The sequence below is a fragment of the Nguyenibacter sp. L1 genome, from assembly GCF_035199985.1.
GTDB lineage: Bacteria > Pseudomonadota > Alphaproteobacteria > Acetobacterales > Acetobacteraceae > Gluconacetobacter > Gluconacetobacter vanlangensis.
In genome coordinates this window covers 3,850,740-3,864,828 of sequence record NZ_CP127015.1, presented here as the reverse complement: position 1 = coordinate 3,864,828, position 14,089 = coordinate 3,850,740, and the positions used below count along the sequence as shown (strand labels likewise).

12 protein-coding genes are annotated in these 14,089 nt (G+C 68.2%); 8 read left to right on the top strand and 4 right to left on the bottom strand.

The features are described from left to right. Positions 1–61 precede the first annotated feature (61 nt). A complete protein-coding gene (locus QN315_RS17435; RefSeq protein ID WP_323990667.1) occupies positions 62–1,084 on the top strand; it encodes a LysR family transcriptional regulator in 1,023 nt (340 codons plus the stop codon). On the opposite strand, the gene QN315_RS17430 is transcribed toward QN315_RS17435, so the two are convergent. Then, positions 1,003–3,318: a TonB-dependent receptor domain-containing protein gene (locus tag QN315_RS17430; protein ID WP_323990666.1), complete on the bottom strand. Its 2,316-nt coding sequence runs from the start codon at positions 3,316–3,318 to the stop codon at positions 1,003–1,005. The genes QN315_RS17435 and QN315_RS17430 overlap by 82 nt on opposite strands. Before the next feature lie 141 nt (positions 3,319–3,459). On the opposite strand from QN315_RS17430, the gene QN315_RS17425 reads away from it, so the two are divergent. The 5 genes from QN315_RS17425 (at position 3,460) to QN315_RS17405 (ending at position 10,527) form a co-directional block, all read left to right on the top strand. Then, entirely contained in the window at positions 3,460–3,945 is a 486-nt protein-coding gene (locus QN315_RS17425) for an Lrp/AsnC family transcriptional regulator (RefSeq protein WP_323990664.1), read from the top strand. Positions 3,946–4,083: 138 nt separating this feature from the next. After that, complete coding sequence (locus QN315_RS17420; protein WP_323990663.1) at positions 4,084–5,031, top strand: outer membrane protein assembly factor BamD; 948 nt, start codon at positions 4,084–4,086, stop codon at positions 5,029–5,031. Positions 5,032–5,071: 40 nt separating this feature from the next. Next, the gene (gene recN / locus QN315_RS17415) at positions 5,072–6,811 is read left to right on the top strand and encodes a DNA repair protein RecN (protein ID WP_323990661.1); all 1,740 of its coding nucleotides are present in this window, start codon (positions 5,072–5,074) and stop codon (positions 6,809–6,811) included. 29 nt (positions 6,812–6,840) lie between these two features. Further along, positions 6,841–8,985 (top strand): NAD-dependent DNA ligase LigA, encoded by a 2,145-nt coding sequence (gene ligA / locus QN315_RS17410; protein ID WP_323990660.1) that lies wholly within the window; start codon positions 6,841–6,843, stop codon positions 8,983–8,985. 198 nt (positions 8,986–9,183) lie between these two features. Further along, on the top strand, positions 9,184–10,527 hold the full coding sequence (locus tag QN315_RS17405) for a hemolysin family protein (protein WP_176640335.1): 1,344 nt from the start codon (positions 9,184–9,186) through the stop codon (positions 10,525–10,527). 22 nt (positions 10,528–10,549) lie between these two features. Here the strand turns inward: QN315_RS17405 and QN315_RS17400 are convergent, their stop codons facing one another. The 3 genes from QN315_RS17400 to QN315_RS17390 are packed head-to-tail and all read right to left on the bottom strand — an operon-like array spanning position 10,550 to position 12,122. Then, complete coding sequence (locus tag QN315_RS17400; RefSeq protein WP_323990658.1) at positions 10,550–11,203, bottom strand: glutathione S-transferase C-terminal domain-containing protein; 654 nt, start codon at positions 11,201–11,203, stop codon at positions 10,550–10,552. Then, the gene (locus QN315_RS17395) at positions 11,200–11,853 is read right to left on the bottom strand and encodes a Rieske (2Fe-2S) protein (protein ID WP_323990657.1); all 654 of its coding nucleotides are present in this window, start codon (positions 11,851–11,853) and stop codon (positions 11,200–11,202) included. The genes QN315_RS17400 and QN315_RS17395 overlap by 4 nt, the downstream gene beginning before the upstream one ends. Beyond that, complete coding sequence (locus QN315_RS17390; RefSeq protein ID WP_323990655.1) at positions 11,850–12,122, bottom strand: hypothetical protein; 273 nt, start codon at positions 12,120–12,122, stop codon at positions 11,850–11,852. Before QN315_RS17390 ends, QN315_RS17395 begins: the two co-directional genes overlap by 4 nt. A 103-nt stretch (positions 12,123–12,225) precedes the next feature. Between QN315_RS17390 and pncA the strand changes: the two genes are divergently transcribed. Then, positions 12,226–12,831: a bifunctional nicotinamidase/pyrazinamidase gene (gene pncA, locus QN315_RS17385; protein WP_323990654.1), complete on the top strand. Its 606-nt coding sequence runs from the start codon at positions 12,226–12,228 to the stop codon at positions 12,829–12,831. A 96-nt stretch (positions 12,832–12,927) separates the two neighbouring features. Beyond that, positions 12,928–14,082 carry a BMP family ABC transporter substrate-binding protein gene (locus tag QN315_RS17380; RefSeq protein ID WP_323990653.1) on the top strand — a complete coding sequence of 385 codons (1,155 nt, stop codon included), beginning with the start codon at positions 12,928–12,930 and terminating at the stop codon, positions 14,080–14,082. Positions 14,083–14,089 lie beyond the last annotated feature (7 nt).

The window sequence follows — 14,089 nt, the reverse complement described above, 5'->3', positions numbered from 1 at the left end:
GATAGGATGGTGGAACAGGGCCGCCCGGCCCGGCGGCACATGCGGGGATTTTTCAAACCTTATGGAAATCAGACATCTCAGGTCGTTCTGCGCGCTGGCCGAGACGCTGCATTTCGGCATGGCCGCCGACCGGCTGAACATCGTGCAGCCCGCGCTCAGCACGCATATCAAGCAGCTCGAACAGCATGTCGGCACCCGGCTCGTCGAACGCTCGCACCATCACGTTCGGCTGACCGCGGCCGGGCGCGATTTCCTGCGCCATGCGCGCGACATCCTGCACGGCATCGATCGCGCGATCGCCAGCGCACGCAATGTCGGGTCTGGCGCGGCCGGCACCCTGCGGATCGGGGCGGTGTCCTCGGCGCTGAACCTGTTCCTGGCCCACACGATCCGCGCCTTCGAGGAATCCTGCCCGGGCGTGGAAATCACGCTGCTGACTCTGGATTCCTGCCGCCAGGTCGCGGCCCTGGCGCAGGGACAGCTCGATCTCGGCTTCGTCCGCATGCCGATCGCGCGGGACAATGTCGAAATCCGCACGATCGCCTATGAAGATTTCGACGTCGTCATAGCACGCGGCCACAGCCTGTCCGGTTATGCCCGGCTGACGCCCGAAGCCCTCAGCGGCCAGACCATCCTCATGTTGTCGCGCGAGAATGCGCCCGGCTTTCACGACGCGCTATCCCGCGCATCCCACCTGCAGGACCTGCCTTCGAAGAAGATCAAATATTTCCACGAATACACAAGCGCGATCCAGATGGCCGGCGTCGGGCTGGGCGTGGCGATCGTCCCGACCTGCGCCGTCATCTCCACCGGCGACGAGATCCGCCGCGTCCCGCTCGATCTCGGCGCCCATCGCTCCGAAATCGGCGCCGCCTGGGTCGACCCGCTGCCGCCCCTGGCGGAACGCCTGCTCTCCCGCCTCGACATGGCTCGCATCGACACGGCTCGCATCGGCGGCCCGGACAACCGGGTCCGCCCATGCGACGGCGCGTCAGGACCGGGTCAGAACCGTGCGTGCAGCGAGCCGAAGATCTGGCGCGGCGCTCCCGCGAAGAGCTGCTGCGTGTCGCCCGACATGGAATAGCCGCCGATGCCGCCGACATATTGCTGATTGAACAGGTTGTAGACACCCAGGTTGAATTCAAGCGTCTCAAGATGCGGAACATGCCGGAAGCGATAATTCGCCGACAGCGTCGCCAGCCAGTAGCCGCTCACCGCCGCGTCGTTGACATACGAGATATAGCGCTTGCTCATGTAGTTGACGTTGAAGTTCAGCCGGGCATCCCCGAACGCATAGCTCGCGTTCGCCTTGTACATCCATTGCGGATAGCCCGCCTCCAGCTTGCCCGCGACCGGATAGGTCACGCCGTCGCTCGTCACGTCGCGGCCATAGGTCGATTTGTTGTAGCTGAAGCTGTTGAAGACCTCCAGGCCGGGCAGCGGCCGCACGGTCACGCCCGCATCCGCGCCCCACATATCCATGTTGCCCACGTTGATATAGGTATTGTGCGCGTTCACCAGGCTGCCGACCGTGATCGTGGCCAAGCGGTTGCGATAGTCGATGTGATAGAGATTGACCAGAACCGTCAGCCGCTTCGCGTTATAGCGATATCCCACCTCGTAGTTATAGGACGTCTCCGGCTTCAGGTTCGTCGGCATCTCGTTGACGCCCCAGGCATTGCCGCTCTGCCACGTATTGTACGTATAGGCCCGCAGGTTCTTCGCGAAATCGAAGAACAGCTCGTTTCTACCCAGGAACGTCCAGTTCAGGCTGACATGCGGCAGGAAGGCGCCGGCCGTCGTCAGGCTGCCATTGGGCAGCGTGTCCTGGCCGGTATAGGTCGGATTGTTGTAGGACGCGCCCCCCGCCGTGGTCGTCAGCATCGACTTGAAGCCCGCATGCGCGCGCAGGTTCTGCAGGATGCGATAGCTGTCTTCCAGATAATATTGGAACGTGTTCGTGTTGAACTGCATCGCATAGGCCGTGGCGAACGGATCGTCATAGGGCCCCGTTCCGCTGCGCGGCGCGCCCTGGCCCAGCACGGGCTGGCTGTAGTAACGCTGCGCCCAGCTATAGCCCACATGCTCGTACCAGACCCCGCTATGCAGCGTGTGATTGCCGATTTCGTATTGCAGGGCAGCCGTCGCCCCCAGGCGTGTGACCGCGGTATGGCCCACCTGCTGGATCATCGGCGCGCCCGACGGCGACGTGACATAGGGATTCGTCCATTCGTAATCCCCGCCGGACTGGTGGTCGTACAGCACGTTGGTGAAATGCAGCCGGTCGGTCAGGTCATATTGCGTCGTAATGCCGGTCAGGTAATTCCGCTGAAGCTGCGCCCCGTCGTAATAGGACGCATCCTCCGGGTCCGACAACCTGTCATAGCCGGCCGGAAACTGCCCCAGTGCCGCCTTATAGGCCGTGGCATAGTCGGGATAGTAGTAATCGACCCGCTGGCCCAGCTTGCGGATGATCTCCAGGCTCAGGTCGCTATAGTTATATTGATCGAACTCCGAATAGTTGAAATAGCCGCTGACCTTCCCCCGCGTGCCCAGCGGCTGGACGACCTTGAAATTCGCCTGCTGCTCGAACTGATCGCCCGCGCCCTTCCACTTGCCCGCGTCGGTGCGGGCATAAGCGGCGGAAAACTTCGTGCCGGTGCGGTTCAGCACCCCGCTCTCGAACCGGGCGAAGGTGCGATAGGTCCCATTGCTGCCGAAGGTCTGGGACACGTCGCCGCCCATCCTGTCGCGCGGGTCCAGCGTATAATATTGCAGCGCGCCGCCCAGGTTGGTGATGGACATGACATCCAGCGCCCCGCCCCCCTGCGACATGTTCACATGGCCGATATTGTCCTGGATCACCGCCTGGTTGATGTCCAGGCCGCTGGCATTGATGAACTGCCCGTCCCCCAGCGGGATCCCGTCGAGCGTGATGCCAAGCTGGCTCTGCGTATAGCCCCGGATATAGAACGTGTTCGCCCAGGTATCCAGGCCGAACGGGTCGTCCGAGGCAAAGCTCACCCCCGGCGTCGTGGCCGAGAGCACCTGCAGCACGCTGGTTCCCGGCACAAAGGTCTCCAGCGCCTTGCGCGTGATCGTCTGCTCCATCCCATGGGACGTATTGCGGTTCGCGGTCACGGCCAGCGATTCCGACGCGGCGACGGCGGCATGGACGCGCGGTTTCGGCGCATGGGATGCCGCCGCCTTGTCCTTCGGCTTGCGCACCGGCACCGGAGCGCCATGGGCTGCAGGCAACGCAGCCAGCACCGCCAAAGATGAAACGAAGGCGTACAAAAATTTTCTTCGCGCGCTCACGGGCCGCTCCTTGCTCACGAATTCGTGTGGTGCGATATTGTCGAAAGCGATACGAATTGTGCATTCATATTCCGGCATAGAAATGACGGAATCATTCACTACATTTCGTCGCTCTGAAGGATTTTGACGTCATCGGGAGACATGATGGAAGATGCTGCCAGGTCCGACCTCGACCGGACCGACCGTGCGATCCTGAACCACCTGGCAGCGAACGGGCGCCTGTCGATCTCGGACCTCGCCCCGCTGGTCAATCAAAGTGCGGCGACATGTTTTCGCCGGGTGCAACGCCTGGTCGAACGCGGCGTCATCCTGCGCTTCAGCGCGATCCTCGATTCCGCCAAGGTCGGGCGCGGCGCGCTGGTCCTGGTGGGCGTCAATCTCGACTCGCTGGACAAGGCGAACATCCTAGCCTTCGAAAGCGCGGTCCGCGCGCTGGACATCGTGATCGACTGCTACCTGGTCTCGGGGGAATACGATTATTTCCTCAAGATCCGCGTCGCCGACATCTACCGCTTCAATGCGATCCACAGCGACTATCTCGTCTCGCTGCCCGGCATCAACCGCACGCGCACCTTCATCTGCCTCAAGGAGGTGATCGACCGGCACGAACCCGCGCTCGATTTCTGATCCGCCTCCAATCCGAAACGCCCCGCCCCATGCCCCGTCCCGCGCCGAATCCCCCCCTCATTCGCCGCGAAAACGACGCCATGGCCTTCACCATGGCCCGGCGCATGATATAAGGCAGACCGAACTGGAAGAGCCGGCATGTCACTGCACACCATTCGCACCCGTTTCGCTGCTTGTCCCACCGGCCCCCGCGCCGCCCGGTACGCCGCGCTCGCCCTGATGCTGTCGCTCGCAGCCTGCGGCGGCGACAAGAAGGCGATCAGCGACATGCAGGCGCATGTCCCCCCGGCCGACACGCTCTACAATAACGGCATCGACGCCCTGCACAGCCAGCGCTACGCCCTGGCCGCCGCGGAATTCGAGGCCCTGCAGCAGAACTATCCCTATTCCGGCTATGTCGCGAACGCCCAGCTCATGGAAGGCTACGCGAACTACCTCCAGGACAAATATCCCGAGGCCGTGCAGCAGCTCGATCGCTTCCTCGAACTGCACCCCACCAGCCCCGACGCCGCCTATGCCTTCTATCTCCGCGCGCTCTGCTATTATGAACAGGTCTCCGACATACGGCGCGACCAGCAGGGCACGATCGAGGCGATGAACGCGCTGGAAGAGGTCATCACCCGCTTCCCGCAATCGCCCTACGCCCGCGACGCGCAGCTCAAGATCGATCTCTGCCGCGACCACCTGGCCGGCAAGGAAATGCTGGTCGGCCGCTTCTATCAGCAGCAGCGGAATTACGAGGCCGCGGTCAATCGCTACCAGCGCGTGGTGCAGGATTTCCAGACCACCAACCACGTGCCCGAGGCCCTGGAACGGCTGGTCGAGGTCTATCTCGATCTCGGCCTGACCGATCAGGCCCGCCGCACCGCCTCGGTCCTGTCCTACAACTACCCCGGCAGCCAGTGGTACCGCTACAGCTACGACATGCTGCGCAGCAAGCATCTGCTGGCCGCCAACGCCCCGCTGCCCGGCTCGGCCCCCGACACGGCCCAGGCTCCGTCCGATGCCGGCACGCCGGACCACAAGGCCCCGCCGCCACCGTCCCGCCGCGGCTTCTTCTCGCGCACCTGGCACGCGATCTTCTGACCCATCGCTCCGATACCGCTATCCGGCGCGGGCCCGATGCATGCTGACCCATCTCGCCATCCGTGACGTCGTCCTGATCGAACGGCTGGACCTGCCCTTCTCCCCCGGGCTGACGGTGCTGACCGGCGAGACCGGGGCAGGCAAATCCATCCTGCTCGACAGTCTTGGCCTTACCCTGGGCGACCGGGCCAGCGCCGGCCTGGTCCGCGCCGGCGCCGAGCAGGCCAGCGTCACAGCCTGCTTCGAACTGGCCTCCGACCACCCGCTGCACGGCGTCCTGGCCGAACAGGGCATCCTGATCGACGATCCGCGCGACCCCCTGGTGCTGCGCCGCCTGGTCGCCACCGACGGCCGCTCCCGCGCCTATATCAACGACCAGCCGGTGGGCGTGGCCCTGCTGCGCCGCGCCGCCGGCCTGCTGGTCGAAATCCAGGGCCAGCACGAACAGATGGGCCTGGCCGACCAGTCGACCCATCTCGACCTGCTCGACGCGTTCGACGTGCCGCCCGCCCTGCGGGCCGACACCGCCGACACCTATCGCGCCTGGATGGAGGCCACGGCCGAACTCGCCGCCGCCCGCGCCGCGCTCGAAAGCGCGGCGCGCGAGGAAGACTGGCTGCGCCAATCGGTCGAGGACCTCGCCGCCCTCGCCCCGCAGGAGGACGAGGAAACCCATCTGGCCGGCCTGCGCCAGGCGCTGCAACAGGGCGAACGGCGGGGCGAGGCCATCGCCGCCGCCCTGGCCGAACTCACGCCGCGCGACCGGCGCGCCGCCGGTCCCGCCGCCGCGCTGCGCAATGCCGGCCGCACCCTGCAGCGGCTGCTGCCCGCCCCGGGACACGCCCCCGGCCATGCCGCCGCAGGCGACGGCGCGGTCCCTTCCACCGCCGCCGACCTGCTGGCGCAAGAGGCCATGGCCGCCCTCGAACGCGCCGAGGAAGCCCTGGCCGAAGCCGAAACCCATCTCTCCCGCCTCGTTGCGGAGTCTGAGGCCGATCCCCAACTCCTGGAACAGACCGAGGAACGGCTGTTCGCGCTCCGCGCCGCCGCGCGCAAGCACGGCGTGTCGGTCCCCGAACTGCCCGGCCTGCTCGCCGCCTTCTCCGCGCGGCTGGCCGCCCTCGATTCCGGCAACAGCCGCATCGCCGCACTCCAGGCCGAAGTCGCCGCCCGCCGCGCCCGTTTCGCGGACGCGGCCGCCCTGCTCTCGGCCGCCCGCGAACGATCGGCCCGCCGGCTCGAACAGGCCGTGACCGCCGAATTGCGGCCGCTGCGCCTGGAACGCGCCCGCTTCCTCGTCTCGCTCCCCGCCCTGCCGCCCGAGGGCTGGAATGCCAGGGGCCGCGAACAGGCCGCCTTCCTCATCGCCGCCAATCCCGGCCAGCCGCCCGGCCCGCTGGCCAAGGTCGCCTCGGGCGGCGAATTGTCCCGCCTGATGCTGGCGCTCAAGGTCGTGCTGGCCGGCCGCTCCGCCGTCCCCACCCTGGTGTTCGACGAAGTCGATTCCGGCGTCGGCGGCGCCACCGCCTCATCCATCGGCGAGCGTCTCTTCCGCGTCGGGCAGGACGTCCAGGTCCTGGTCGTCACCCACAGCCCGCAGGTCGCCGCCCGCGGCAACGCCCATCTGCGCATCAGCAAGACCGTGACGAAGGGCCGAACCGAAACCCGGGCCGAACCGTTGTCCCCCGCGCAGCGGCGCGAGGAAATCGCCCGCATGCTGGCCGGCGACACGATCACCGAGGCCGCACGGGCGGCGGCGGATTCCCTGCTCCGGGGGTAAGGCCCATGGGAACGAAACAGACGAAACAGATGTCGCACACGCAAGCCGCCCCCAATCCGGCGACCCCCGATCCGGCAACCCCCGATCTGGCAACCTTGCCCCCGGACGCGCTCTCCGAATCCCAGGCCGCCGCCGAACTCGAACGCCTCGCCGCGCGGCTGCACGACCTGGACCGCGCCTATTACGAACAGGACGCCCCCGCCGTCTCCGACGCCGAGTATGACGCGCTGCGCCGGCGCAACCTGGCGATCGAAACCCGCTTCCCCGCGCTACGCCGCGCCGACAGCCCCTCGCTGCGCGTCGGCGCCGCCCCCGCCGCCGCGTTCGGACGGCACCGCCACCTTGTGCCGATGCTCTCGCTGGACAACGTCTTCAACCGCGAGGATTTCGAATCCTTCATCGCCCGCGCCGTCCGCTTCCTCGGCCTGACCGAGGAGCAGTCGCATACCCTGCGCTTCGTCGCCGAACCCAAGATCGACGGGCTGTCGATCAGCCTGACATACGAACACGGGGTCTTCGTCCGCGGCACCACCCGCGGCGACGGGACCGAGGGCGAGGACGTCACCGCCAATCTGCGCACCCTGCGCGACCTGCCCCAGCGCCTGCGCGGCCACGCCCCCGCCCTGATCGAGATCCGGGGCGAGGTCTTCCTCTCCAAGCCCGCCTTCCTGGCCATCAATGCCGACCAGGCGGCCGCCGGGCAGAAACCGTTCGCCAACCCGCGCAACGCCGCCGCGGGCTCGCTGCGCCAGCTCGACCCCGCGATCACCGCCCGGCGCCCGCTCTCGCTCTTCGCCTATGCCCAGGGCTTCGCCTCCGACCGACTGGCCGGCACCCATTGGGACTATCTCGACCGGCTGCGCCATTGGGGGTTCGCGGTCAATCCGCTGTCGCGCATCGTCGAAAACGCGCACGCGGCCGAGGATTTCATGGAAACCATCGCCCGCGAACGCTCGGGCCTCGCATACGACATCGACGGCGTGGTCTATAAGATCGACGACCTGGCCCTGCAGGACCGGCTGGGCTTCGTCGGCCGCGCGCCGCGCTGGGCGATCGCCTGGAAATTCCCCGCCGAACAGGCCATCACCCGCCTCACGCGCATCGACATCCAGGTCGGCCGCACCGGGGCGCTCACCCCCGTCGCCATCCTCGAGCCGGTCAATGTCGGCGGCGTCATCGTCACCCGCGCGACCTTGCACAACGAGGACGAAATCACCCGCAAGGATATCCGCGAGGGTGACCTGGTGCAGATCCAGCGCGCCGGCGACGTCATCCCCCAGGTGCTCGGAATCGTCCCGCCCCGCCCCGGCGAGGCGCCGCGCGCCGAACCGTTCCGCTTCCCCCATGAATGCCCGATCTGCCACTCCCGCGCCGAACGTCCCCCGGGCGAGGTGGTCTGGCGCTGCACCGGCGGCCTGACCTGCCCGGCGCAGATCGTCGAACGGCTGATCCATTTCGTCTCGCGCGACGCCTTCGACATCGACGGGCTGGGCGAGCGCACCATCACCGAATTCTACCAGGACGGCCTGATCCGCACCCCGGGCGACATTTTCCGCCTGCCGGAGCACGAGGCCGAAATCGCCGGCCGCGACGGCTGGGGCGAAGTCTCGGCCCGCAATCTCAGCAACGCCATCCGTGCCCGCCGGACCATCCCGCTGGCCCGCTTCATCTACGCATTGGGCATCCGTCGTATCGGCGCCAGCAATGCCCGCCTGCTGGCCCGCCATTACGGCGCCTATGCCCATTGGCGCGACCAGATGCTGCGCGCAACGCAGATCGGCTCGGACGAACGCCTGGCCCTGGGCTCGATCACCGGCATCGGCACCGCCATCGCCGACGAACTCGCCGCCTTTTTCATGGAACGGCACAATCTCGACACGCTGGCCGACCTCGCCGCCATCCTGACGATCGAGGACGAGGACATGCCCGCCCAGGGCCACCTGTCGGGCAAGACCATCGTCTTCACCGGCACGCTGACCACCATGACCCGCCCCGAGGCCAAGGCCGTGGCCGAACGGCTGGGCGCGCGCGTCACCGACAGCGTGTCGAAGAAGACCGACCTGGTTGTGCTCGGCGCCGATGCCGGCTCCAAGGCCCGCAAGGCCGCCGAATTGGGCATCGACACGCTCGACGAGGCCGGATGGCGCGAACTCGCCGGCATGCCGCCCGCCTGATCCGCGGCCGCCCCCTTCTGGCTCGTCTCCTTCTGGCCCGCCCCCTTCTGGCCCCACGGCGGCATTCTGCGCTATCCTGCGCGCAATGAAAAAACCCGCCGCCGGGACGCGCCGTCCCCTCCATCCGTCCCGGCCCGCCGCCGACCGCGGGGCATGCCGTCACACCCGGTCGCCGGCTTCCACGCGAAAGGCACGGCCATGATCCTGCTCGCGGGCCTGCTTGCCATCATCCTGCTCATCGCGGTCAGCATCCTGATCTCGCTGTCCGAAATCTCCTTCGCCGCGGCGCGCGAGGTCCGGCTGCGCACCCGGGCCGAGGCCGGCGACACCAGGGCCGCCAATTTCCTCCGCCTGCGCCGCAACAGCGGCCAGGTCATCACCGTGCTCCAGATCTGCCTCAACGCGGTGGGCGTGCTGGGCGGCGTCATCAGCAGCGAACTCATCACCCCGCCGCTGGCGCAAATCCTGGGCGCGGCCGGCATGCGGGCCGCGCTGGCCGACCATGTCGCCTCCACCGCGTCCTTCCTGCTGGTCACCGGCCTGTTCGTCCTGTTCGCCGACCTGCTGCCCAAGCGCATCGCCATGAACGCGCCCGACCGCGTGGCGCTGGCCATCGGCTGGTTCCCGGCACTCGCGCTGCGGCTGTTCTATCCCTTCGTCTGGATCTTCTCGAAAATCGCCGATTTCATCCTGCGCGCGCTGAAAATCCCGGCCGCCTCGACGGTCGAACCGGTCACGCCCGAGGATCTACGCGCGATCCTGGCCGCCGGCACCGCCTCGGGCGTCCTGCTCGAGCAGGAACACCAGATGATCCAGAACGTGCTGGGCCTGCAGGACCGCTCCGTCACCTCGGCCATGACCCCACGGGACGAGATCGTCTTCCTCGACGTGCAGGAAAGCGCCGAAAGCCAGCGCGACAAGGTCCGCGCCAAGCCCTATTCCCGCTACCCGCTCTGCGACGGCGGGCTGGACAACGTCATCGGCTCGATCCGCGCCGAGGACGTGCTCGCCGCGGTGGTCGAGGAACCGCCCGCCGCCGAAGCCGCCCCGGGACAGATCTACCGCATGCGGCGCGACGTGCTGTCCCTGCCCGACACGCTCAATCTCTGGGACACGCTGGCCCAGTTCGACACCCATGGCGCGGGCTTCGCCCTGATCGTCAACGAATACGGGCTGGTGGTCGGGCTGATCACCTTCAAGGACATCATGGGCGCGCTGATGGACGGGCTGGCCAACCCGTTCGAGGAACAGGCCATCGTCCGCCGCGACGAGAATTCCTGGCTGATCGACGGCGCCGCCCCCATCGGCGACGTGATCCGCGAGCTCGGTATCCCCGCGCTGCCCGACAGCCATAATTTCGATACGATCGGCGGCCTCGTCATGCACCGCCTGCGCCGCATGGCCCGCAAGGCCGACCGGGTCGAGGCCGCGCATTTCCTCTTCGAGGTGGTCGATGTCGAAGGCTTCCGCATCAACCAGCTCCTCGTCACCCGCCGCCCCCGCCGCCCGGAAACCGACCAGCGCCCCGCGACTGACACTTAATCACGCGGAATTATGCGGACTTTTAATTATAGTCCGGAATGCCCGGCATGGTGACAAAGCCGGGCAGCCCCCGCACCGCCCGCGCCCAGCGCCGCAGCGCCGGATGGAATTCATGCCCCGCGCCCCGATCGTGGCTCACCCAGTCGCGGCTCAGCGCAAAGGACGGAAACAGCATCACATCCACGATGCCGGGCGCATCGCCCACGAACCATGTCGCCCCGTCCAGCCGCCGCCGCGCCATATGGTCCTCCATGATCCGCAGCGCCGCCACCCCCGCCCGGCACAGCTCCGCCATGTCACCCCCGTCACCGAACAAGGCCGCCCGCCGCGCCGCGATCGCCGCGCGCAGCGGCCCGGCCGCGAAATCCAGCCAGTGCGCCACCTGCGCGAAGGACGCGCCATCGTCCGGCCACCACCCCGCCCGGCCATAAGCCAGCGCCAGCAGCGCGGCCTGCGCCCCGCAGACATCCTGCCCCGCGATGCGCAGTACCGGCAGCACGCCCGCCGGGCTGATGGCGCGAAATCCCGGCGAATCCTGCTGGCCGCCCGGCACCACGTCCACCGCGACGATCCGCGCCGTCAGCCCCAGCAGCGACAGCAGCAGCCGCACCCGATAGCACCCCTCGTCCAGCTCATCGTCATGCAGGACCAATTCCTGCGCCATCGGCGCCGTCATGCCGCCTCCTCCGCGCATCCGCGCATATCCCGCGCCCAGTCGGCCAGCGCATGCAGCCGCGCGGCCCCGGCCATGCTGCCGGCCAGCACATGCAGCATGCACGCATCCCCGTCCACCGGCAGGATCGCCGCCAGCACCGCGCCATGCACGTCCCGGTCCAGCACGCCGGCCAGCCGGCCCGCCGCCAGGCCGATCACCCCCGCCACCCGCTCGGCGGGCGCACCCACCCGCAACGACCGCACCCCGGTCCAGACACGTCCCTCCGCCCCGATTTCCACGCCCGGCGCCTCACCCTCCTCGGCCACCGGCCGCGCCCAGATCAGCCCGTGCCGCTCGACGGCGGCCCATGGCGCGGCCCGGATCGTGGCTGGCGGCGACAGCTCCGGATGGGCCGGAATATGCGCGCACCGCCCGTCGGGACCGAAACGCCAGCCATGATACAGGCAGGCCAGCGTCCCCTCGCGCAGGAATCCCAGGCTTAGCCGCATGCCCCGGTGCGGGCAGCGATCATCCCAGACATGCGCCACGCCCCGCGCATCGCGCCACACCGCCAATTCGCGCCCGCGCAGCACGCATCCCGCGACGCTGCCCGGCTCCAGGTCCATCGCCAGCATCAGCGCATGCCACCCATCCCCCGGATCGGCCGTCATGCCTCGTCCTCCCACTCGCTCTCGCCCCACTCGCTCTCGCACAGAATATCCGGCGCCAGGCAACCCGGCGGCCCCAGCCGGCACGCCATCTCGAACGCGCCCACCAGCGCCTCGGGTCCGCTGACCTCCAGCACCAGCCGCTCCGGCACGGCCTCGCGCACCACGCACGCGACCGACAGCAGCGCCGCCCGCTCGCGGACAAAGCGCATCATCGCCGCGTCCTGCGCGCATCCCGCCAGCACCATCCGCATCCGTTCCCGCCGGGCCATCCGGGTCCCCGCCCCAAACTCACGCCATCTCCGATAGCCTGCCCCGCCGAACCGTGCCATCCCTGTACCGAATCGTCCCTTTCCCCGAACAGGTCCCAGCCCCATGATCCCCATCACCGCCCATGACGCCCTGCTGGTCATCGACGTGCAGAACGATTTCCTGCCGGGCGGCGCGCTCGTCGTCCCCCGCGGCGACGCGGTCATCCCGGTCATCAACCATCTCACCCGCCTGCCTTTCGGCCAGCAGGCCGCCAGCCAGGACTGGCACCCGCACGGCCACGCCTCCTTCGCCAGCACCCACGGCCCCCACGCCCCGCACGGCACCTGGCCCGATCACTGCGTGGCCGGCACGCACGGCGCCGAACTCGCCCCCGCACTGGACCAGACCCGAGTCGGCATGGTGATCCGCAAGGGCCGCGCCCTCGACATCGACAGCTATTCCGCCTTTCTCGACAATGACCGCACCACCCGCACCGGGCTGGAATTCTGGCTGCGCGGCCTGGGCGTCACCCGCGTCTTCATCACCGGCCTGGCACTGGATTATTGCGTCGCCTTCACCGCGATCGACGCGAAGACCCTTGGTTTTGAAACGTTCGTGGTCGAAGATGCCTGCCGTGGGATCGCACCCGACCCCGCCGCCACGTGGCAGGCTCTCGAACGGCACGGCATCGTCCGCGTCCGCTCCGCCGACCTCGCCGGCACGGCATAGGGGCGATCGCGCAACCGGGGGTGTTCGGCGCCGGGTGGGACCGGCCCGAACAGATAATTTGGGGGATGACGGACCGATGACCGTTCCGGGTCGGGTATGACCATGTACAGGCCGCGGGGGCGGCTTCTCACATCGCGGCGACAGGTTCTCGGCCTCGCGGCCGGCACGGCAGGGGGCGTCCTGCTCCGCCCGCCGCCGCTTCTGGCCCAATCGCCATTGGCCGGATCGCTCAGGGCCCAGCCGCGCCGGCTGGCGCCGATCGCCGAATCGGATGCCCTGGTCGCCTTCGGCCATACCGGCCCCGTCACCGACGGCGGCTGGACCACCGCGCATGACCGCGGCGTGCGCGCCGTGCGCCAGGCCTTTCCGCGCCTGCGCACCGTCTATGTCGAAAGCATCCCCTATTCCGCCGATGCCACGCGCATCTTCCGCCAGTTCGTGGCCGAGGGCGCGCAGATGGTCATCGCGACCTCCAATTACGGCGACTTCATCCGCGACGTGTCCGATCGCGCGCCCAACGTCGCCTTCATGGAATGCGACGGACACGGCGTCTCGGGCAATCTGGGCTGGTATTACATCACCCACTGGTATGCCAGCTACGTCATCGGCATCGCCGCCGGCCTGATGACCCGCACGAACAAGATCGGCTTCGTCGGCTCGTTCCCGATTCCCTCGGTCTATGCCGGGGCCAACGCGGTCCTGCTGGGCGCGCGCTCGGTCAATCCGGCGGCGACGCTCCAGGCCATCTCGATCAATGCCTGGTTCGACCCGCAGGCCGCCACGCAGGCCGGCACCGCGCTGGCCGAAAACGGCTGCGACTTCCTGTGCGGCATCATGGACGAACCGGGCTATCTCCGCGTCGCCCAGCAGCGCGGCATCAAGGCCGCGATGTGGAACACCGACATGCGCCAATACGGCCCCGACGCCTATGTCAGCTCGGTCGTACTCGATTTCCGCGCCTATTACGTCCGGCAGGTCGCCGCCCGCCTGGCCGGCACCTGGCAGGCCCAGCCGCATTTCCTCACCCTCGGCCACGGCGTGGACCGCGATTCCTGGGGCCGCACCGTCCCGCCCGACATCGCGGCCCGGGCCGATGCGATGCGCGAGCGCATCCTGGCCGGGTACAACCCGTTCCGCGGCCCGATCCGCGACGCCGCCGGCCGCCTGCGCGTGCCCGACGGCGCGGTGATGGACGACGACCGGATCTATCAATGGGACTGGCCGGTGGAAGGAGTCAGCGGCCTTGACTGACCCCGCC